The sequence below is a fragment of the Pseudomonas sp. P8_229 genome, assembly GCF_034008635.1.
GTDB lineage: Bacteria > Pseudomonadota > Gammaproteobacteria > Pseudomonadales > Pseudomonadaceae > Aquipseudomonas.
In genome coordinates, this window is the sequence record NZ_CP125378.1 from 3,231,789 (window position 1) to 3,252,599 (window position 20,811).

18 protein-coding genes are annotated in these 20,811 nt (G+C 60.3%); 6 read left to right on the plus strand and 12 right to left on the minus strand.

Going from position 1 to position 20,811, the window contains the following annotated elements; all coding sequences use genetic code 11:
* Nucleotides 1-32 precede the first annotated feature (32 nt).
* The 6 genes from QMK55_RS14640 to QMK55_RS14665 all read right to left on the minus strand — a co-directional run bounded on the left by QMK55_RS14640 (nucleotide 33) and on the right by QMK55_RS14665 (nucleotide 6,278).
* On the minus strand, nucleotides 33-1,274 hold the full coding sequence (locus QMK55_RS14640; protein WP_320329433.1) for an SfnB family sulfur acquisition oxidoreductase: 1,242 nt from the start codon (nucleotides 1,272-1,274) through the stop codon (nucleotides 33-35).
* Nucleotides 1,275-1,492: 218 nt separating this feature from the next.
* On the minus strand, nucleotides 1,493-2,272 hold the full coding sequence (locus tag QMK55_RS14645) for a hypothetical protein (protein ID WP_102354697.1): 780 nt from the start codon (nucleotides 2,270-2,272) through the stop codon (nucleotides 1,493-1,495).
* Between the two features lie 471 nt (nucleotides 2,273-2,743).
* The gene (gene tcyN, locus QMK55_RS14650) at nucleotides 2,744-3,493 is read right to left on the minus strand and encodes an L-cystine ABC transporter ATP-binding protein TcyN (protein WP_102354696.1); all 750 of its coding nucleotides are present in this window, start codon (nucleotides 3,491-3,493) and stop codon (nucleotides 2,744-2,746) included.
* A 4-nt stretch (nucleotides 3,494-3,497) separates the two neighbouring features.
* Nucleotides 3,498-4,163 (minus strand): cystine ABC transporter permease, encoded by a 666-nt coding sequence (tcyL, locus tag QMK55_RS14655; RefSeq protein ID WP_320329434.1) that lies wholly within the window; start codon nucleotides 4,161-4,163, stop codon nucleotides 3,498-3,500.
* Entirely contained in the window at nucleotides 4,163-4,963 is an 801-nt protein-coding gene (gene tcyJ / locus QMK55_RS14660; protein ID WP_320329435.1) for a cystine ABC transporter substrate-binding protein, read from the minus strand. The genes tcyL and tcyJ overlap by 1 nt, the downstream gene beginning before the upstream one ends.
* Before the next feature lie 316 nt (nucleotides 4,964-5,279).
* Nucleotides 5,280-6,278, minus strand: a complete 999-nt coding sequence (locus QMK55_RS14665; RefSeq protein WP_320329436.1) for a D-cysteine desulfhydrase — start codon at nucleotides 6,276-6,278, stop codon at nucleotides 5,280-5,282.
* 190 nt (nucleotides 6,279-6,468) lie between these two features.
* Here QMK55_RS14665 and epsC point away from each other — a divergent pair, with 190 nt between their 5' ends.
* Both epsC and betT read left to right on the plus strand, forming a co-directional pair.
* Complete coding sequence (gene epsC / locus QMK55_RS14670) at nucleotides 6,469-7,395, plus strand: serine O-acetyltransferase EpsC (protein ID WP_102354693.1); 927 nt, start codon at nucleotides 6,469-6,471, stop codon at nucleotides 7,393-7,395.
* A 409-nt stretch (nucleotides 7,396-7,804) separates the two neighbouring features.
* A complete protein-coding gene (betT, locus tag QMK55_RS14675; protein ID WP_178082089.1) occupies nucleotides 7,805-9,766 on the plus strand; it encodes a choline transporter BetT in 1,962 nt (653 codons plus the stop codon).
* 24 nt (nucleotides 9,767-9,790) lie between these two features.
* Here betT and QMK55_RS14680 read toward each other — a convergent pair whose 3' ends face one another.
* Nucleotides 9,791-10,051 carry a hypothetical protein gene (locus QMK55_RS14680; protein ID WP_025110994.1) on the minus strand — a complete coding sequence of 87 codons (261 nt, stop codon included), beginning with the start codon at nucleotides 10,049-10,051 and terminating at the stop codon, nucleotides 9,791-9,793.
* Nucleotides 10,052-10,301: 250 nt separating this feature from the next.
* On the opposite strand from QMK55_RS14680, the gene QMK55_RS14685 reads away from it, so the two are divergent.
* Complete coding sequence (locus QMK55_RS14685; protein WP_102354691.1) at nucleotides 10,302-10,703, plus strand: type II toxin-antitoxin system HicB family antitoxin; 402 nt, start codon at nucleotides 10,302-10,304, stop codon at nucleotides 10,701-10,703.
* A 99-nt stretch (nucleotides 10,704-10,802) separates the two neighbouring features.
* On the opposite strand, the gene QMK55_RS14690 is transcribed toward QMK55_RS14685, so the two are convergent.
* A complete protein-coding gene (locus tag QMK55_RS14690) occupies nucleotides 10,803-11,843 on the minus strand; it encodes a LacI family DNA-binding transcriptional regulator (RefSeq protein WP_320329437.1) in 1,041 nt (346 codons plus the stop codon).
* A gap of 206 nt (nucleotides 11,844-12,049) precedes the next feature.
* Between QMK55_RS14690 and QMK55_RS14695 the strand changes: the two genes are divergently transcribed.
* The 3 genes from QMK55_RS14695 to mgrA all read left to right on the plus strand — a co-directional run bounded on the left by QMK55_RS14695 (nucleotide 12,050) and on the right by mgrA (nucleotide 16,829).
* On the plus strand, nucleotides 12,050-14,275 hold the full coding sequence (locus QMK55_RS14695; protein WP_320330258.1) for a TonB-dependent receptor: 2,226 nt from the start codon (nucleotides 12,050-12,052) through the stop codon (nucleotides 14,273-14,275).
* 1 nt (nucleotide 14,276) lies between these two features.
* Nucleotides 14,277-15,596 carry an LLM class flavin-dependent oxidoreductase gene (locus QMK55_RS14700; protein WP_320329438.1) on the plus strand — a complete coding sequence of 440 codons (1,320 nt, stop codon included), beginning with the start codon at nucleotides 14,277-14,279 and terminating at the stop codon, nucleotides 15,594-15,596.
* A 195-nt stretch (nucleotides 15,597-15,791) separates the two neighbouring features.
* Nucleotides 15,792-16,829 (plus strand): L-glyceraldehyde 3-phosphate reductase, encoded by a 1,038-nt coding sequence (gene mgrA, locus QMK55_RS14705; RefSeq protein ID WP_115988448.1) that lies wholly within the window; start codon nucleotides 15,792-15,794, stop codon nucleotides 16,827-16,829.
* A gap of 139 nt (nucleotides 16,830-16,968) precedes the next feature.
* On the opposite strand, the gene tauD is transcribed toward mgrA, so the two are convergent.
* The 4 genes from tauD to tauA all read right to left on the minus strand — a co-directional run bounded on the left by tauD (nucleotide 16,969) and on the right by tauA (nucleotide 20,569).
* Nucleotides 16,969-17,808, minus strand: a complete 840-nt coding sequence (gene tauD, locus QMK55_RS14710; protein ID WP_320329439.1) for a taurine dioxygenase — start codon at nucleotides 17,806-17,808, stop codon at nucleotides 16,969-16,971.
* Between the two features lie 142 nt (nucleotides 17,809-17,950).
* On the minus strand, nucleotides 17,951-18,784 hold the full coding sequence (gene tauC, locus QMK55_RS14715) for a taurine ABC transporter permease TauC (protein WP_320329440.1): 834 nt from the start codon (nucleotides 18,782-18,784) through the stop codon (nucleotides 17,951-17,953).
* The gene (gene tauB / locus QMK55_RS14720; protein WP_102354682.1) at nucleotides 18,781-19,575 is read right to left on the minus strand and encodes a taurine ABC transporter ATP-binding subunit; all 795 of its coding nucleotides are present in this window, start codon (nucleotides 19,573-19,575) and stop codon (nucleotides 18,781-18,783) included. The genes tauC and tauB overlap by 4 nt, the downstream gene beginning before the upstream one ends.
* A gap of 16 nt (nucleotides 19,576-19,591) precedes the next feature.
* Entirely contained in the window at nucleotides 19,592-20,569 is a 978-nt protein-coding gene (tauA, locus tag QMK55_RS14725) for a taurine ABC transporter substrate-binding protein (protein ID WP_320329441.1), read from the minus strand.
* Nucleotides 20,570-20,811: the final 242 nt, after the last annotated feature.

Consider the following 20,811-nt stretch of genomic DNA (forward strand, 5'->3'; position numbering starts at 1 on the left):
TTTCTCCAGGCTCTTGAGAAAGTGTGCGGTCGTCAGATCCAGGAGTGGCGGGCCGGCAACGTGCCGTTAAGGCGATAAGCGCCAACCGCGTGATATTTCCAGCGCACCGGGTCGTGCAGGGTGTGCACCCGGGCGTTGCGCCAGTGACGGTCGAGGTTGAATTCGGCAAGGGTGGCGCGGCTGCCGGCCAGTTCGAAAAGCTTCTCGCTGGCGAGTAAGGAAATCTCGGTGGTCAGCACTTTGGCTTCGGCGACGGCAATCGAAGCACGGGCCGCGGACTCGGCGGTGAGCGGTGCGGCGTGCACCTGATCCAGCACTTGCCCGGCCTTGCGCAGCAGCGCTTCGGCAGCGTGCAGTTCGATTTTCAGTTTGCCGATGTCGGCGATCACGTACAGGTCATCGCTGGCGCGTTCGACCTTGGCGTCGATCCATGGCCGGGCGCGGGTTTTGACGAACTCGATGGCATCGTCGATCGCGCCACGGGCGATGCCGGCGTCGATGGCGGCCTGAATCAGCTGCGACACCGCACCTTGGGTATTCGGGGTTTCGTTGATCTTCCAGTTATCGACCACCAGGGTCGACTCGACCCGCACGTTGTTCAGCAAAATCGTGCCGCTGGCGGTGGTGCGCTGACCGAAGCCCGACCAGTCATCAACGATGCGCAATCCCGGCGTGCCACGGCGAACGAAGGCCAACACTTGCTTGCCGTCGTCGTTGAGTGCTTTGACGGCGACCCAGTGCGCAAACAGCGCGCCGGTGGAGTAGAACTTCTGGCCGTTGATCACGTAGTCATCACCGTCGGCGGTGATTCGCGCTTTCAATTCCAGGGTGTTTTTGGTGCCGCGCTCAGGGCCCGCATTGCCGATGCGCCAGCCTTCCAGAACGCTCTGGAACAGCTGCTGCTTCTGCGCTTGCGTGGCACTGCCAAGCACCAGATTGATGATGCCGAACTGGTTCTGCGGGATCTGCCCCAGCGCCGGGTCGGCCGCGGAAATGATCGCGAACACCTCGGCCAGGGTGACGAACGAAACCTGTGGGCCACCGTACTCACGCGGGATGGCAATGCTGCCCAGGCCGCTGCGCGTGAACTGTTCAATTTCCGACCACGGCAGTTTGCGCTGGCGGTCACGCCTGGCGGCCTGCACGCGGGCGACTTGCGCCAGCTCATGGGCGGCCTTGATGGCTTGGGCGTCGTTGCGCAAGACCTGCGCGGGCAACAACAACGGGGCGATGTCCAGATCCGACTGGACGTTTGCGTCTGCCAGACTGGACATCAGTGCCGCTCCTTGGCTGCACGCAATGCCCTGGCGATCTGCACTGGGGTGATTGTGTTCCGGACCATACTACCTACCTCACATCTCATGAAAAACGCCGCAAAAGTGCGGCGAACGAAAGAATGTCCGGTGGTCCGGTTCATATACCCTAAGCGTGTATAAATATTAAATAAACTAACTTTTAGGAATATGCATAGAAGGGTATGTGGCCCGTTTGGTTAACAGTCCTCTGGTGATTCCTTTGTTGATTCAGCCACCTTCAAGTCTGGCCGCAGTGGCACTTTCAGATAAGGATTCACACAGCCAATCTTCAACGTCCGTGGCGGTGCCCAGCGAGAGTTGTTGCCGACCCAGTCGAGGACGCAGTACGTCACGTCCAGACGCAGGTCTTCACCGCCCTCGACGATGATCGCTGGTGGCACCCAGACCTGGACCGGTCGTCCAACATCCGCAGCGGTGATTCTTGGCAGGTCCATGCGCACGTCGCCCCAGCGCAAGGTGATTTCGTCGTCTTCGGCCATGTTCAGGTAGGGCTCGATGGTCAGTGGAACGCCGCGTTTGATCTGATTCGGGTTCACCCCCTGGCGGCGGATGGTGTCGGGCAGCGTGACCGGCGCCAGTTGCTGATTTTCGTCACCGCACATCGTCGAAGGCTGGCCGCCGGGGCAGTCGAGTTTGACCTGCACCCGGGTTGCCGCCGACAGCGCCGGCCCCTGACCGACCTGCATGACCCGATAGTGGATGCGTGCGGTGCCACTGGCGATGAAGCTCTCCGGGACCCGCAGTCTGACCGAGGCGCCAAGATCTTCGCTGGTCAATACCCGTGAGGCGACGTAGCAGTTGTTCCAGAACAGTTCGATCAGATCACCGGCGTCCATGCCGGGGTAGGGCAGGATATCGATCAGCAGATGCGCGGCGGCGGCCAGGTTAACGGCGTTTTTTTGCGCGCAGGCAAGGCTCGGCGCTGTCAGTTCGGGGGTAGGCGAAGTACGGGGCATCGGGGTTCTCTCCTTGAAGTCTTGCGGCGAATTCCGTTTCTTGAAAAAACAAAAGGCGTGATGAATCGGTAATACAACCGCGAACTTTTGTTCGGGCTGAGTACGGGTTGATTCAACTAAGTAGTGCCGGTTGGCGACTAGATAAGAGCGTGCGGTAAAGAGTGTCAATGGTCGGGCTTAGTTAATCCGTGAATTACGAATTAATCAGAAGTTTCCTACGCTGGCGAGGCAGGCTGCCTCACTGAATTGACGAATGGAACTACGGTTTTTCCGGACTTTTAGCTGTTTTTGGATAAACCCGTTTAGGCGGCTTCGCACGGAAACAGGTGCACTTCAGCTAGTTCTTATCTGTTGCAGAACGTATATATATTGTTTTTTTGCAGGGTTGGGCTTGGACGGGGTTTGATGTTTTTTTGCAGAAGAGGGATATAACTTCCATCCATGGAAGTTACTGGTTTTTCATCAAGTTGCTCAGGCGTGATTCAGGAACTTGCTGAGGAACTGTTTGGTGCGTTCTTCTTTGGGGTTGGCAAACAACGCCTTGGCTTCGCCTTGCTCGACGATCACGCCCTTGTCGAAAAACACCACACGGTTGGCCACGTCGCGGGCAAAGCCCATTTCGTGGGTAACGATGACCATGGTGCGTTTCTCTTCAGCAAGGCCGCGAATGGTCGCCAGTACTTCGCCGACCAGTTCCGGGTCGAGGGCCGAGGTCGGCTCGTCGAACAGGATCACTTCCGGCTCCATCGCCAGCGCCCGGGCAATCGCCACACGCTGCTGCTGACCGCCGGACAGACGACGCGGATAGGCGTCCTCCTTGCCCGCCAGCCCGACCTTGGCCAACAGCTTCATGCCCAAGGCAGTGGCTTGCTCGCGCGGCATCTTCTTGACCACGATCGGCCCTTCGATGACGTTTTCCAGTGCGGTGCGGTGGGGGAACAGGTTGAAGTTCTGGAACACGAAACCCACGTGCTGGCGCAGGTTGCGCACCAGGCCTTGCTGCTGGCTCAGCGGGCGACTGGTATCGATTTCGATATCGCCAACCTTGATCCGGCCGCTGGTGGGTTGTTCAAGGAAATTCAGACAGCGCAGGAACGTGGTCTTGCCCGAGCCGCTGGGGCCGATGATGGCCACGACCTCACCTTCTTTCACCTCAAGATCGATGCCCTTGAGCACCTCTTGCCCCTTGAACTGCTTTGTCAGTTTTTCCACGACAATCATGGGGTCAGGACTCCTGGTCGTGCCGATTGACCCGCTCTTCCAACTTGTTCTGGAGGTGCGAAAGCACTGTGGCCAGAATCCAGTAGATCAGCGCGGCGGCAAGATACATGGTGAAGACTTCGAAAGTCCGGGCGGTAATCAGCTGCGCCTGACGGAACAGTTCCGGCACCTGAATGGTGGCGGCCAGTGCCGTGTCCTTGACCAGTGAAATGAAACTGTTGCCCAGCGGCGGCAACGCCGTGCGCATGGCTTGCGGCAGGATGGCCCGGCGCAAGGTCTGCGCGCGGGTCATGCCGATGCTCGCAGCGGCTTCCCATTGGCCGCGCTCGATTGAGCCGATTGCGGCACGCAGGATTTCACAGGCATAGGCAGCCATGTTCAGCGAGAAACCGATCAGGGCGGCTGGCAGCGGATCGAGTTCCAGACCCAATTGCGGCAAGCCGTAATAGATCACGAACAGCTGTACCAGTAACGGTGTGCCGCGAAAGAACGACACGTAAATGCGGGCCAGCCAGCTGACCGATTTGAACCGCGACAGGCGCATCAGCGCCAGGCCAAAGCCCAGCAGCAAGCCGAAAAACATGCCGCCGAGGCTGAGGATGACCGTGTAGTACGCGCCCTTGAGCAGGAAGGGCGCGGAGTCCAGTGCGAGTTGGAAAGCTTCTTCCATTATTGGGTGACGTCAGCGTTGAAGTATTTCTTGGACAGCTTCTCGAGGGTGCCGTCGGCACGCAGCTCGTCGATGGCTTTGTTCAGGGCTGCCAGCAGTTCCGGCTCACCTTTGCGCAGGGCAATACCGGATTCCTGACGCGAGAAGGCCTCGCCGGCAGCGACGGTTTTCGGGGCTTTCTTGGCGTACTCAAGTGCGGCCAGACGGTCGATCAGGATGGCGTCGGTGCGGCCATTGTTCAGGTCGGCGAACTTGGTCGGATCATCGTCGTAGGTGCGCACGTCAGCGCCCGGCACGTTGGCGCGGACCCATTGTTCGTAGTTGGTGCCCAGACCCACACCGACTTTCTTGCCGGACAGGTCAGCGGCAGTCTTGATGTTCAACGCGGCTTCTTTGCTCTTCAGCACCAGCGCCTGAATCCCGGAAACGGTGTACGGCTCGGAGAAGTCGTACTTCTTCTTGCGCTCGTCGGAGATTGTCACCTGGTTGACCACGACGTCCAGGCGCTTGGATTCCAGCGCGGCAAGAATGCCGTCCCACTTGGTTGGCTGAATCTTGGCTTTGACGCCCAGCTTCTGCGCCAGTGCTTCGGAGAGTTCTACTTCGAAACCGGACAGTTTGCCGTTCTCGTCGACGAAGCTGAACGGTGGGTAAGTGCCTTCCAGGCCGACGTTGATAACGCCTTTGTCCTTGATCTGCTGCAACTGCTCACCGGCAGTCGCCTGGCTGATCAGGCCGGCGCTCAGTGCCAGGCCCAGCGAACCTACCAGCAGATTGCGACGTAGTGCGGAAAAATTCATGACAAGCCCCTGTGTTTTCTTATGGAAGACGCTTAAGGAAAGTTGGCGAATTCGGGATTTGAACGACTGCGTTATCGTGCCCTAAAGCAGCTTATGCGTCTTGCGCGAAATTCGCCTGCGGCGAGACTATAAGATGTCTGCGTTAGACTTGAAAATACTTAATATAAAATTTTATATTCTAAAATAGAATATGAGGGTGATCCTTTGTGGTGAGGGGATTTATCTCCGATGGACTGCGCAGCAGTCCCTCTTCTGGGGGGCGCTTCGTGGCCCATCGGGGATAAATCCCCTCATCACAGAGCTTCTTCGCCTCGACTCAGCGCGACAGTGAGTCTTTATAGGCAAACAGCGCCGGCGCCCCACCGGTGTGCAGGAAAATGATCGGGCCATCGTTGAAGCGCTGGCGGCCGATGCCGTCGAGCAATCCGGCCATGGCCTTGCCGGTGTACACCGGATCAAGCAGCACCGCATCCTGACTCGCCAACAGCTTCATCGCCGCCAGGGTCCCGGCATTCGGCTCGCCATAACGTGGACCGAAATATTCGTCCCACAACTCGACCTTGAAGTGCTCCGGCAATTTCACGCCCAGCAAGTCTGCCGTACGCTCGGCGAGACCCTGTACTTTCGGTCGCTGATCTTCTTCGCTGCGCGAAACGGTCACGCCGATCACCGACAGTTGCGGCAAGGCTTCGCTCAATGCCAGCGCCAGCCCGCTGTGGGTCCCGGCGCTACCGGAAGCCAATACAACGGCGGCGAAATCGAGACCGGTGTCCTTGATCTGCTCGGCCAATTCCAGGCCGGCACGCACGTAGCCCAACGCCCCGAGGGCATTGGAGCCACCGATCGGCACCAGATACGGTTTCTTGCCGTTGCTGCGCAGGCGCACGGCGAGAGCGGCGAGTTGTTCGTCGGCGTTATCGAGGTTGTCGACCAGTTCGACCTTGGTGTCGAACAGATCCAGCAGCAGGCGATTACCGTTGCCGGTGTAATTGTTGTCGTCGGTACCGAGCGGATTTTCCAGCAGGGCGACACAACCCAGACCCAGTTTGGCCGCCAGCGCGGCGGTCTGGCGTACGTGGTTCGATTGCAAGGCGCCAGCGGTGATCAGGGTGTCGGCGCCTTGAGCGAGGGCATCGGCGGCGAGGTATTCGAGTTTGCGCAGCTTGTTGCCGCCCATGGCCAGCGGCGTCAGGTCATCACGCTTGATGTACACCTCACGACCGAGCCAGGCGGACAGGCGTTCGAGTTTTTCCAGAGGCGTGGGTTGTCCGAGCAGGTCGAGACGGTTAAAGCGTTCCAGCTGTTGTTTGATCATGAGTCCGTACTGGCGGAGAAAGATGAAAGGACTATAGGCACGCGGTTTTACCGGAGCAACCGTCAATCGCTTATAGCCAAATGTGCTTAGGCCAGCACTATCGGTTCTTAATTCGCCTTCGCGGGCATGCCGTAAAGTAGTCGCCGTTAACGCGGCCAGACCGTCCGGCCGCCCGTGAGGAGTCTTTACCGTGAGCGAGCGTTCCAGCCATTGGCAACTGCAGACCATCGTCAGCCAACTGCGCAGTGCGCGGGATCAGTGGCGTGCCCAGAATGGCCGGGCCACCGGCGAGCAGGGTGGCCGCGAGTTGCCGTCCCGCGCGGCGATGGCGGAGATTCTCGAGGCCTTGTGTGGCGCGTTGTTCCCGATGCGTCTGGGGCCGGTGGATCTGCGTGAGGAGAGTGAAGACTTCTATGTCGGTCACACCCTTGATACGGCGCTGAATGCCTTGCTGGCCCAGGCCCGACTTGAACTGCGCTACGTCGCCCGCCATAGCGCCCAGGACGATAGCGACGTCGAGAAGCAAGCGATCCGCATCATCCAGGACTTCGCGCTGGCATTGCCCGGCCTGCGCAGCCTGCTCGACACCGACGTGCTGGCCGCCTATCACGGCGACCCGGCGGCACGCAGCGTCGATGAAGTGCTGCTGTGCTATCCGGGGATTCTGGCGGTGATTCACCATCGTCTGGCGCACCATCTGTATCGCGCCGGGCTGCCGTTGCTGGCGCGGATCAGCGCGGAAATCGCGCATTCGGCGACGGGTATCGATATTCACCCGGGCGCGCAGATCGGCCGCAGTTTCTTCATCGACCACGGCACTGGTGTGGTGATCGGCGAGACCACGATCATCGGCGAGCGCGTGCGGATCTATCAGACCGTGACCCTGGGCGCCAAGCGCTTCCCGGCAGACGAGGACGGGCAGTTGCAGAAGGGCCATCCACGCCATCCGATCGTCGAGGACGACGTGGTGATCTATGCCGGAGCGACGATTCTCGGGCGGATCACCATTGGCCAGGGTTCGACCATCGGCGGCAACGTGTGGCTGACGCGCAGCGTGCCGGCGGGGAGCAACCTGACCCAGGCCAATCTGCAGCATGATGACGGGACGCAGAAGTAAGCTCTGCATTTGCGCAACTCTTTCTGGCCTCTTCGCGAGCAGGCTCGCTCCCACACGGGATGTGTGATCGACACCAACCCCCTGTGGGAGCGAGCCTGCTCGCGAATGGTTTCAGGTCGAATCGAGATAATGGCATTCAGCCAATTCTCCAGTGAACGAATCGCCTCTGATCCGCGTCATACCCCTCCTTGGGCTACTGTAGGAAAACTACCGCCTAGCCCTGCGATTAGTCCTTACCACCCTATCCATGTTTAACTTGAACGTTCATTCAAGTTAAACCGGTGGTTCGCTGCCCGCTCACAACAGGAGGCTTGCCTTTGCTGAGTCCGATCATTTCAGCCACGTTTCAACCCCTCGAGGTGCACCGTTCATGAGTGCATCGTCCACCCCCGCCAGCGGTCTGGTACGCATGAATCCGCCGGTGTTCTATTTCGCCGCGACGGTCATTCTGCTGTTTGGTCTCGTTGTCATCGCCATGCCGGAGCAGGCTGGAGCCTGGTTGCTGGCTGCGCAAAACTGGGCGGCCAACACGGTCGGCTGGTACTACATGCTCGCGATGACGCTGTATCTGGTCTTCGTGGTGGTCACCGCGTTATCGGGCTACGGCAAGATAAAACTCGGTGCCGACCACGACGAACCCGAATTCAGTTACCTGTCCTGGGCCGGCATGCTGTTCGCCGCCGGGATCAGCATCACCCTGTTTTTCTTCTGCGTGTCCGAGCCGCTGACGCATCTGGCCCAACCGCCACAGGGCGAAGCCGGTACCGCCGATGCGGCGCGCCAGGCGATGCAGATCCTGTTTCTGCACTGGGGCCTGCACGGCTGGGGCGTGTTCGCCTTCGTCGGCATGGCCCTGGCGTACTTCGCCTACCGGCATAACCTGCCGCTGGCCCTGCGTTCGGCGCTGTATCCGCTGATCGGCAAACGCATCAACGGCCCCATCGGCTATGCGGTGGATGGCTTCGGCATCATCGCCACGGTGTTCGGTCTGGGCGCCGACATGGGTTTCGGTGTGCTGCACCTCAACTCCGGCCTGGATTACCTGTTCGGCATCGCCCACACCCAGTGGATTCAGGTCGGTCTGATCACGCTGATGATGGGCGCGGCGATTATTGTCGCCGTCTCCGGCGTCGACAAAGGCGTGCGGGTGATGTCCGACATCAACATGCTGCTGGCCTGTGCGCTGCTGCTGTTCGTGTTGTTCGCCGGCCCCACCCAGCACCTGCTCAACACCTTGATCCAGAACCTCGGCGACTACCTCGGCGCCTTGCCGATGAAGAGTTTCGACCTCTACGCCTATGATAAGCCAAGCGACTGGCTCGGCGGTTGGACGGTGTTCTACTGGGCCTGGTGGATCGCATGGTCGCCGTTCGTGGGTCTGTTCATCGCGCGGATTTCCCGTGGCCGCACCATCCGTGAATTCGTCTTCGGCGTGTTGCTGATTCCGCTCGGTTTCACCCTGGCGTGGATGTCGATCTTCGGTAACAGCGCCATCGATCAGGTGCTCAACCACGGCATGTCGGCGCTGGGCATGTCGGCCCTCGACAATCCGTCGATGAGCCTTTACCTGCTGCTGGAAACCTACCCATGGAGCAAGACCGTCATCGCCGTGACGGTGTTCATCAGCTTCGTGTTCTTCGTCACCTCGGCCGACTCCGGCACCGTGGTGCTCTCGACCCTCTCAGCCAAGGGCGGCAATCCGGACGAAGACGGGCCGAAATGGCTGCGGGTGTTCTGGGGTGCGATGACTGCGCTGGTGACCAGCGCGTTGCTGTTCTCCGGCAGTATCGATGCGCTGAAGTCGGCGGTGGTGCTGACCTCGTTGCCGTTCTCGATGATCCTGTTGCTGATGATGTGGGGCCTGCACAAGGCGTTCTATCTGGAGTCGCAGAAACAGATCGCGCAACTGCATTCGCTGGCCCCGGTGTCCGGTTCACGTCGTGGCAAGGGTGGCTGGCGTCAGCGCCTGAGCCAGGCCGTGCACTTCCCGTCACGCGACGAGGTGTACCGCTTCATGGACACCACGGTGCGTCCGGCGATCGAAGAAGTGACGGCGGTATTCGTCGAAAAGGGCCTGAACGTGGTCACCCAGCCAGACCCGGCGCATGACAGCGTCAGTCTGGAAATCGGCCATGGCGAGTTGCATCCGTTCATCTATCAGGTGCAGATGCGCGGCTACTTCACGCCGTCGTTTGCGCGCGGTGGCATGGGTTCCAAGCAACTCAACAACCGCCGCTACTACCGTGCCGAAGTGCACTTGAGCGAGGGCAGTCAGGACTACGATCTGGTGGGTTACACCAAGGAACAGATCATCAACGACATCCTCGACCAGTACGAACGCCACATGCAGTTTCTGCATCTGGTGCGTTGATCGTGAACTGAGCGTCGGGACGTTCTACGACTCGGCGCTCAGTACCATGAACAACACCATCGCCGCCATCGGCACCCCGAACACCGCACTGCCCACCGCAATTTCCGACCCCAGCGGCTGCCCGGCATGCACCACGCCCACCGCGCCATTGATCACCGTCAACGCCAGCCACAGCGCGGCGAAGCTGTAGGCCAAAGTCTGCCGACTGAAGCCGATTCGCTCGCCGATGTAGAGCATCAGGGCGAGCAGGACCAGGCCGAAGAAGATGATGATTGCGGTGTGCATGGCGGATTCTGCCTGCTGGATATCTGTCGACGGGTCTGACGCCTTCGCGGGCAAGCCCGCGATGGGGCCACCTCGGTGTCTCCTTGAGCATAGTCAATTCATCCCGCCGTTGGTCCTCAGCGCAGGCGTGTTTTCTTTGATCGACTAATATTTATCCAAGTGTGTATGGTGTGTATCACGATGCATGCTTAAGCCCGATATTGGAAACGAAAGTCCTTTAATGGACATGTCAGAGGAAGGATTCACTTACATGAAATTCCCGGTCGTTCTGCACAAGGATGCCGACTCAGACTACGGAGTGATCGTCCCGGATGTACCGGGCTGCTTCTCCGCAGGCGCAACGGTAGCCGAAGCTTTTGAAAACACTCAGGAAGCGCTGGCCTTGCACTATGAAGGGCTGGTTGCAGATGGCGCACCGTTGCCTCGAGTTCAGGACATCGATGCCCATCTCGACAACCCGGATTACGCGGGCGGAATCTGGGGTGTGGTGGACTTTGATATCACTCCCTATTTCGGCAAGTCGGTGCGCTTCAATGCCACACTGCCAGAGCAACTGCTGGAGCGTATTGATCAGACTGTCCGACGTGATCAGCGCTACCGTTCCCGCTCCGGGTTTCTGGCGGCTGCTGCGTTGCGTGAATTGTCAGCATAAAGAAGCTTGTGTAGAAGCAGGCTGCGAATTTTGGCTTTGTTTTTCAGAAACCAGATCAAAAGCTCGCAGCCTGCGACAGCTCCTACAGAGATTTGTGGATCAGGTGCTTTCACGTTCGATGACTGTGCATTGCAACAGATTCAGGCGTTGCACATCATCTTCGACGGGCAACACCCCGAGGCTTTCCAGCACTCGCGTTGCCGCCAGTACGCCAATCTCCAGCGCCGGTGGTTTGATCGTGCTCAGGCTCGGCAGAAGCATCTCGGCGAAAGGGTAATCGCCGAAGCCGAGGACGGCGCAGTCTTCGGGGATTTTCAGGCCGGCACGCTGCCCCGCGAGCAGGCCCCCGGCGGCGAGGTTGTCGTTGGCGAAGATGATCGCGTCGGGGCGTGGTGAGGCATTCATCAACGCCTCCATGGCCTGTTTACCCGCCTCGAACGGCGCACGGTCGGCATCCGGGGCAAACACCCAAGGCGTCAATCCCGACTCAAGCATCGCCGCGGCATAACCATCGCGCCGCTCCAGCGCACTGAAGTCGCCCGGCGCGCTGTTCTGCACGAACGCGATGTGTCGATAACCTTTGCCGTGCAGATACCGCGCAGCGCTGACGCCGACTTCGACGTGGGAAAAACCGATCTGCATCGGCTCGCGTTCCGGCTGGTAATCCCAGGTCTCGATCACCGGAATGTCCGCCTCGGCGATCATCTTTTCGGTTCCCGCGCTGTGGAAGTGACTGGTCAGCACCAGCGCTGCCGGCGACCAGCCGAGAAACGCCCGCACGGCGTTTTCTTCCTGTTCGGTGCTGAAGTAACTCGATGCCAGCAACAGCTGATAACCGTGACGGCTGAGGGTGTCACTGAAGCCTTGAATGGTGTTGGCAAAGATCGGCCCGGAGATGTTCGGGATCACCATGCCGACGATTTTCCCACGCGCCGAAGCCAGGCCGCCGGCCACCAGATTCGGCACGTAACCCAACTCGGCCACCACGGCAGCAATTCGCTCGCGCCGTTCAGGTGAAACCTGTTCCGGCTGATTGAAATAACGCGAGACAGTGATCGCTGACACACCGGCTTGGCGCGCCACCGCATTCAGCGTCACGCGTCCGGCTCCACGGCGTTTGCGCGGCTTTTGATCGTTCAAGGCTCAATCCTTTGTAAAAACCAAATCGCATATAAAAGTAATTTTTCAGTATTGGACGCTCTATGCAGAGCTTGCCAATACTGTCGATGGTAGCGCTAACAAAGCGCGCTGTCTGCTACTCGCTCGAGCGAATGCCCAAGACACCGATACAGGCGCTGTCGTCGCAGAACGGCAGCGGTTCAGGGGCATTTTCGAGCGGGCACACCATGCACAACATTCCTGGGGCGACACACAAACTGGCGCAATCGATTCGCGCTGCGGGCTGGCTGTTTACCGGGCTGGCAGCGTTGCCGCTGGCCGATGCTTTTGCGGCTGACAGCACGGATCAAGAGCCGACCCTCAAATCCGTCACGGTGACCGCCACCCGCCGCGAAGAGTCGCTGCAAAAGGTCCCGGTGGCGGTCTCGGTGATCGATGGCGAACAGCTGGAAAGAGATAATCGCAACGGCGTGGCGAGCATCGTCCAGCAGGTACCGTCGCTGAACTTTCGTACCGGGGCATCGAACAAGGACACCTCGTTATTCGTGCGTGGCGTCGGTACTATTTCCACCTCGCCCGGCGTCGAACCGACCGTGGCCACGGTGATCGACGGCGTGGTGTATGCGCGGCCCGGCCAGTCCACGCTTGATCTGCTCGATCTGGAGCGCGTCGAAGTCTTGCGCGGCCCGCAGGGCACGTTGTTCGGCAAGAACGCCTCGGCCGGCGTGCTAAATATCACCAGCAAGGCGCCGACTGCCGAGACCCACGGCTACATCGATCAGTCGTACTACAGCGGCAACGAAAGCCGCACCCGTTTCGGCATTGGCGGCAGTCTGATTCCGGACACCTTGAAGGGCTCGATCAGCACGCTGTTCGGCAGCTACGACGGTAACGTCGATAACCAACACAATGGCCAAGAGGTCAACGGTTACAACCATCGCGGCGTGCGCGGCAAACTGGAATTCACGCCGAACGACGACGTCACCTTCACCCTGATCGCCGACTACATGCAGTCCCACGACGACGCCCCCAACGGCGTGGTCAGTAAATCCCTGACCCCGGCCTTCGCCAACGCGCTGAGCCCAGTCAATGCGACCAGCCACAATCGCGATATCAACACCGATACTCGCACCCACGTCGAAGACACCAACAAGGGCTTGTCCGGCCAGCTCGACTGGCAACTCGGCGATTACACCCTGACTTCGATTACCGCATGGCGCGGCTGGGACAACACCCAATACCAGGACGGCGACCGTCTCGGCACAGTAACAGCGGCGTTTCCCGGCACGGCGGACAAGGGCGATCTGGCCTTCGATCAATACTCGCAAGAGCTGCGTCTGGCCTCACCGAAAGGCGAGTTCCTCGAATACGTCGGCGGCCTGTTCTACATGCATGGCAAGGACGACGAGACTTATCAGCGCACGCTGACGACCACCGCGCGCACCGACCGCGGTATCGCTGATTACAGCACCACCAGCGACAGCTACGCAGCGTTTGGCGAGAGCACGCTGAACTTCACTTCGAACTTTCGCGGCATCGCCGGCCTGCGCTACACCCACGATGATCTGGAATACGATCACCGCCGCGTCTCCACTTCGGCGACCACGGTCAGCGGCATTCAGCCGGCTACCAGCAGTTCCGGTTCAGTGGACGAGGATGGCTGGTCCGGCCGCCTCGGTGTGCAATACGACCTGAGCGATGCGGTCACCACTTATCTGACCTACTCACGCGGCTACAAAGGCCCGGCCTACAACGTGTTTTTCAATATGCAGCCGCGCGACACCGAGGCGCTGAAACCCGAGACGTCAAACACTTGGGAGGCCGGTATCAAAGCGACGAACTGGAATAATCGCCTGACCACCAACCTGGCGATTTTCCACAGCGACTACGACAACTATCAGGCCAACTTCTTCGACACTGTCGCCGGGCAGGTGGTGACGCGTCTGATCAACGCCGGCAGCGTCAGCACTGAAGGCGTCGAACTCGACTATGCCTTGCAGGCCACCCAGCAATTGAAGTTCTCCGGAGCGCTGGCCTACACCCGCGCACGCATCGATGAGTTCGCTTGCCCGGCGGGCGCGGCGGCGTCGTGCAACGTCAACGGCAAACCGCTGCCGTTCAGTCCGGACTGGAAAAGCTACGTGCGTGCCGACTATACGATCCCGCTGGATAACGGCCTGGATATCGAACTTGGCACCGACTACAGCTGGCAAAGCGAAGTGCAGTACGACATCAGCCAGAACGCCGACACCAAGCAGGGCGCCTACGGGATCTGGAATGCCAGCGTGGCGCTCGCCGATTACAGCAACGGCTGGCGCGTCGCATTGCTCGGCAAGAATCTCGCCGACAAGTCTTACTCACCCCTGCTCGCGAGCGGCGGCAACTACATCTATCGCGCCGTGCCACGGGATGACGAGCGTTACTTCGGCGTGCAACTGCGCAAGGATTTCTGAGATGAGCAGACAGTTGAAACTCGGCGCGTTCCTAATGGCCACCGGGCACCATGTTGCGGCGTGGCGTCATCCTGATGTGCCGGCCAATGCCGGGCTGGATTTCGCCCACTACAAACGGCTGGCGCAGATTGCCGAAGCGGCGAAGTTCGATGCGCTGTTCGTCGCCGACAGCGTGGCCGCGCCGACCCAGGACATCGCCAGTCGTATGGCGCGCTCCGATCACTTTGAACCGCTGACGTTGCTCTCGGCGCTAAGCGCGGTCACCGAGCACATCGGCCTGATCGCCACGGCAACCACCAGTTACAACGAGCCCTATCACGTCGCCCGAAAATTCGCCTCTCTCGATCACCTGTCCGGCGGCCGTGCCGGTTGGAATCTGGTGACTTCGGATAACGCCGCCGAAGCGCTGAATTTCGGTCGTGATGAACACATCGGCCACGCCGAACGTTACAGCCGAGCTCGCGAGTTTCATCAGGTAGTGACCGGGCTCTGGGACAGTTGGGGCGACGATGCTTTCCTGCGCGACAAGGCCAGCGGCGCGTATTACGACCCTTCGAAGCTTCACGTTCTGAATCATGTCGGTGAACATTTTCGGGTAAAGGGGCCGTTGAACATTGCGAGGTCGCCGCAAGGTCAGCCGGTGGTCGTGCAGGCCGGCTCGTCCGAGACCGGTCGTGAACTGGCAGCGCAGACCGCGGAAGTGGTGTTCACTGCGCAGACCTCATTGGCAGGTGCGCAGGCGTTTTACGCTGACCTCAAGGAACGCTTGCCCAAATACGGACGCAGCGCTGAGTCGCTGAAAATCATGCCCGGTGTTTTTGTCGTCGTCGGGCGGACAGAGGAAGAAGCACAGGACAAATATGAAACGTTTCAGCAATTAGTCGAACCCGGAGTTGGTGTCGCGTTGCTTGGGCGTATGCTGGGCAACTTCGATTTGTCGAAGTACCCATTGGACGGGCCGCTACCGGAGTTGCCGTTGACCGACAGTGGCCAGCAAAGTCGGCAGAAATTGCTGACCGAACTGGCGGGGCAGGAGAACCTGACGCTTGCAGGGTTGGGCCGCAAGATCGCCGGCGGCCGCGGGCATTACAGCGTAGTGGGCACGCCTGCGCAGATTGCCGACCGCTTGCAGGAGTGGTTCGAGCAGGGCGCGGCGGATGGCTTCAACGTGTTGGTGCCGCACCTGCCGGGCGGGCTCGAAGACTTCGCCAATGGCGTTGTCCCGGAACTGCAGCGGCGTGGGCTGTTCAGAACCGAGTATGAAGGCCGGACTTTGCGCGAGAACCTGGGCCTCGCCCGGCCTGTAAATCGCTTCGCATGATTGGTAGAGCTTTTGTGGTGAGGGGATTTATCCCCGACCGGCTGCGAAGCAGTCGTAAAACCAGCGAACTCGGTACACCTGATTCACCGAAGTTTCAGGTTTTGGGGCGGCTTCGCCACTCCTCGGGGATAAATCCCCTCGCCACAGAAGAGTGTTCGACTTCAGATGACGAAAAGACAGACAAGAGAGGATTCGATGACTTACACCGCTGCCGAAAACCGCTACGACTCCATCCCTTACCGCCGCGTCGGCCGCAGTGGTCTGGTGTTACCCGCGCTGTCGCTGGGCCTGTGGCACAACTTTGGCGACAGCACGCCGATCGACACCCAGCGCGCCCTGCTGCGCACGGCGTTCGACCTGGGCATCAACCACTTCGATCTGGCCAACAACTACGGCCCTCCGTACGGCAGTGCCGAGATCAATTTCGGTCGCCTGCTGCGTGAAGACTTCAAGCAGTACCGCGATGAGCTGATCATCTCGAGCAAGGCCGGTTGGGACATGTGGCCCGGCCCCTATGGCCAGGGTGGCGGTTCGCGTAAATACGTGCTGGCCAGCCTCGACCAGAGCCTGCAACGCCTGGGTCTGGACTATGTGGATATCTTCTATTCGCACCGCTTCGACCCGGACACCCCGCTGGAAGAAACCGCCAGCGCCCTCGCCACCGCCGTGCAACAAGGCAAGGCGTTGTACATCGGCATTTCGTCGTACTCCGGGGTGAAAACCCGCGAGATCGCTGCGCTGCTCAAAGAGTGGAAAGTACCGCTGCTGATTCATCAGCCGGCGTACAACCTGCTCAATCGCTGGGTGGAAAAAGACCTGCTCGACACCACCGAAGAGCTCGGCACTGGCGTGATCGCCTTCACTCCGCTGGCCCAAGGTCTGCTGACCGACAAATACCTCAACGGTGTGCCGGCGGATGCGCGGGTCAATCGTCCGGGCGGTGGTTCGCTGCAGGCTTCGCACTTGTCGGAGGCCAACATTGCGCACGTGCGCGCGTTGAATGAAATTGCCAAGCGTCGCGGCCAGAGCCTGGCGCAACTGGCATTGGCCTGGACCTTGCGTGATCCACGGGTGACCTCGGCGCTGATCGGCGCGAGCCGACCGGAGCAGATTATCGAGAACGTCGGGGCGTTGAAGAATCTGAGTTTCAGTGCCGAGGAATTGGCGGAAATCGACCGGTTTGCCCAGGAGGGCGGGATCAATCTTTGGGAGAAACCTTCGACGGCGGAATAAGCGTTGCGCGCCGGATTACCCGGCGCCTGTACTGACGCCTTCGCGAGCAAGCCCGCTCTCACCTTTGGAACACACTCCCCTGTGGGGGCGAGCTTGCTCGCGAAGGGGCCTATAAAAACAACCTATAAATCAGGCTTTATTAAAAAAACGGCACATCCCCCAACACTGTCGCCCGCTGCATCACCCGCCGCGCCGGGCGGTAGTCATCCACCGCGTAATGCTGCGTCACGCGGTTGTCCCAGAATGCAATGTCGTCCTTCTGCCAGCGCCAGCGAATGGTGAATTCCGGCCGTGTTGCGTGGGCGAACAGATGTTTCAGAATCGCCTCGCTCTCGGTTTCCGACAGCTCGTTGATCTTCGAGGTGAAGCCTTCGTTGACGAACAAAGAACGGCGCCCGCTCACCGGATGGGTGCGGATCACCGGGTGCGACAGCGGCGGATTCTTGCGCCGTGCTTCTTCCCACTGCGCCAGGGCTTCGGGCGTATTGCCATAGCGCTCCAGTGGGAATGAGCGGGTGAAATCGTGAGTCGCGGTCAGCCCTTCGAGCAAGGTTTTCATCGGCGCCGACAGTGCCTCATACGCGGCAATCCCGCTGGCCCACAAGGTGTCGCCACCAAACTCCGGCAGCAGCTTGGCGCTGAGTACCGCGCCCATCGCCGGGGTCGGCAGGAAGGTCACGTCGGTGTGCCAGATCGCGTTGTCGCGCACATCGGTGACGGCGGTGTCGAGGATCAGCACTTCGGGCTGCTCCGGCACATTCGGGTAGATCGGGTGAATGTGCAGGTCGCCAAAATATGCAGCGAAACGCGCCTGTTGCGGCGGCTCAATCGGCTGGTTGCGGAAGAACAGCACTTGATGTTTGAGCAGCGCCTGCTCGATGGCGTCGCGCTGTTCCAGGTTCAACGGCTGACTGACATCGACGCCGCTGATCTGTGCGCCGAGGGCCGAACTTAAGGGGGTGATGGTCAGGCTGCTCATGGTCTTTCTCTTCGAATTCGGGGTTCAAGCTTTCGTAGGAGTGAGCCTGCTCGCGATTGCAGACTGGCAGTCAATGCTGTGGTGAATGACACACCGCAATCGCGAGCAGGCTCACTCCTGCAGGGGATTCACATGAACGTTGTCAGTGGGCCTGGCCGTGCCACGGCACTAGCTTGCGCTGCAGGGCGCGCAGGCCCATTTCCATGGCGAAGGCGATCAGGGCGATCACCAGAATCCCCAGCACCACCACATCGGTGACCAGGAACTGCGCGGCCGACTGCACCATGAAGCCCAAACCGCTGGTGGCGGCAATCAGTTCGGCGGCAACCAGTGTCGACCAGCCGACACCCAGACCAATGCGCACCCCAGTGAGAATGTCCGGCAGGGCGCTGGGCAAGATCACATGGCGGATCAGTTGCGCGCGGGTGGCGCCCAGCGACTGCGCGGCGCGCAGTTTTGCCGGGTCTACGGTGCGCACGCCGGTTGCGGTGGCGATGGCAATCGGCGCGAAAATCGCCAGGTAGATCAGCAGCACTTTCGACAACTCGCCGATGCCGCACCAGATCACGATCAACGGCAGATAAGCCAGTGGCGGGATCGGGCGGTAGAACTCGATCAGCGGATCAAGCACGCCACGGGCGACGCGGTTGGCGCCGATGGCGATGCCCACCGGCACGGCGGTCAAAATCGCGAAACCAAGGCCCAGGCCAATCCGGCTCAGGCTCGCGCCCAAGTGCTGCCACAGGGTCGAATCCATGTAGCCGGTAGTCGCCAGCAACCAGCCTTTTTGCAGCACGGCGGACGGTGGCGGCAGGAACAGTGGCTCGATCAATCCAGTGGCGGTCACCGCCCACCAGATCACCAGCAAGGCGAACAAGGTCAGTAGGCTGATCCAGCGCGTGCTGAGGCTACGGCGCACGGGAATCACCACCGAAGGGGTTTTCACCGCCGCAGCGGAAACGTCGCAACTGCTCATGCGCGCTCCTGCCGCTGAACGGCGCTGCGTTGCGAGAACACTTTGCTCAGCACGTGCTCGCGGGTTTCGATAAAACGCGGATCGGATTTGATCGCGCGGGCGGACTCGCCGGCGGCGTAACGCTGACCGAAATCCAGGTGCAGACGCTCAACGATCTGCCCAGGATTCGGCGCGAGCAGAATCAGGTCAGTGGCGAGGAACACCGCTTCTTCAATGTCATGGGTAATCAGGAAAACCGGCTTGGCGGTGCGCTGCCAGACTTGCAGCAACAGCTCCTGCATCTGTTCGCGGGTGAATGCGTCGAGGGCCCCGAAGGGTTCGTCCATCAGCAGCACGCGCGGGTCGGCAGCGAGGGCGCGGGCGAGGCCGACGCGTTGTTTCTGGCCACCGGAAAGCTGCCAGATGCGGCGGCTTTCGAAACCGGAAAGATCGACCAGCGCAAGCATTTCGCGGGCGATCCTTTCGCGTTTCTCCTTGGCGACACCGGCCAGTTCCAGACCAAACGCCACGTTGGCCAACACGTCCTGCCATGGCAACAAAGCATCGTCCTGGAACACCACGCCACGTTCGGCGCTCGGGCCTTTGACTGGCACGCCGTCGAGGGTGATGCGCCCGACGCTGGGTTCTACGAAACCGGCAATCAGGTTCAACAGCGAAGTCTTGCCACTGCCGGACGGGCCGAGGGCGACCAGCAATTGCTGAGGCCCGAGGGTCAGGGAAATGTCCGCCAGCACCGGTGCAGGGCTGCCGGGATACTGTGCGCTGATGCGCTCCAGCTGTAGCAAGGCCATCGCAGTTAACTCCCGATCAGTTGGTGATGTATTTGGCGCTGACGTACGGCGCGTAATCCGGCAGCACGGCTTCGACTTTGCCTTGCTCCTTGAGGAACGCGGCGGTGTCGGTAATGGCCTTGGTGGTCGGCGCACCGAGGGTGATCACCTGATCAGCCGCCAGCGGGTAGACGTTGCCTTGCAGCAGCAGCGGAATGTCGCTGGCCTTGGCGCCGGAGAGTTTCACCAGTTTGTCGACGTGGGACTGATCGGCGAGCCAGGTTTTCGGATCCTTGCGGTAGTCGGCGTAGGCGTCGAGGGTGACCTTGGCGAACGCGGTGACGATGTCCGGGTGCTTCTCGGCGAAGTCCTTGCGCACGATCCACGCATCGAAAGTCGGTGCACCGAACTTGGCCAGCTCGCCGGAGGTGATCAGCACCTTGCCGTTCTCCTTGGCCACGCCCAGCGCCGGATCCCACACGTAAGTGGCGTCGATGTCACCGCGTTTCCAAGCGGCAATGATTGCTGGCGGGGCGAGGTTGAGGACGGTGACTTTCGACGGGTCGATGTTCCAGTGCTTCAACGCCGCGAGCAGGCTGTAGTGACCGGTGGACACGAACGGCACGGCGATTTTCTTGCCGACCAGATCCTGCGCAGTCTTGATCCCGGAACCGTCGCGAGCGACCAGCGCTTCGGCGGCGCCGATCTGGGTGGCGATGAGGAAGGTTTCCACCGGCACCTTGCGGGTGATTGCAGCGGTCAGCGGGCTGGAACCGAGGTAACCGATCTGCACGTCACCGGAGGCGATGGCGGCGATGATGTCGGCGCCGTTGTCGAACTTGCGCCAGGCGATATTGGCTTTGGTGGCTTTTTCGTAAGCGCCGTCGGCCTGGGCGACTTTCGCCGGGTCAACGGTGGTCTGGTAAGCAACGGTGAGGTCGGCGGCCTGCGCCAGAAAGCTCGCAGCAGCCAGAGAGGCCACGGCCAGCAGGCGAAGCGGGAAATTCAGTTTCATTGAACAGCTCCATATCAGGCGACCGACGATCGGCGTGATAGGAGACTAAATGATCTAAGAAACTAAAAATAAATAACTTTTTAGACTTAGCTTATGAGCGGAAAAATCTAAGAGCGGGGGGAGATGGTGGGCGTTTCGGACTTAATCGTTCGTCATTAGATCTTTGCCCCCTCACCCCAGCCCTCTCCCCCAGGGGGGCGAGGGGAAAGGGAGCCAATCTTTGTGCTTTTCAAGGCCTGAGT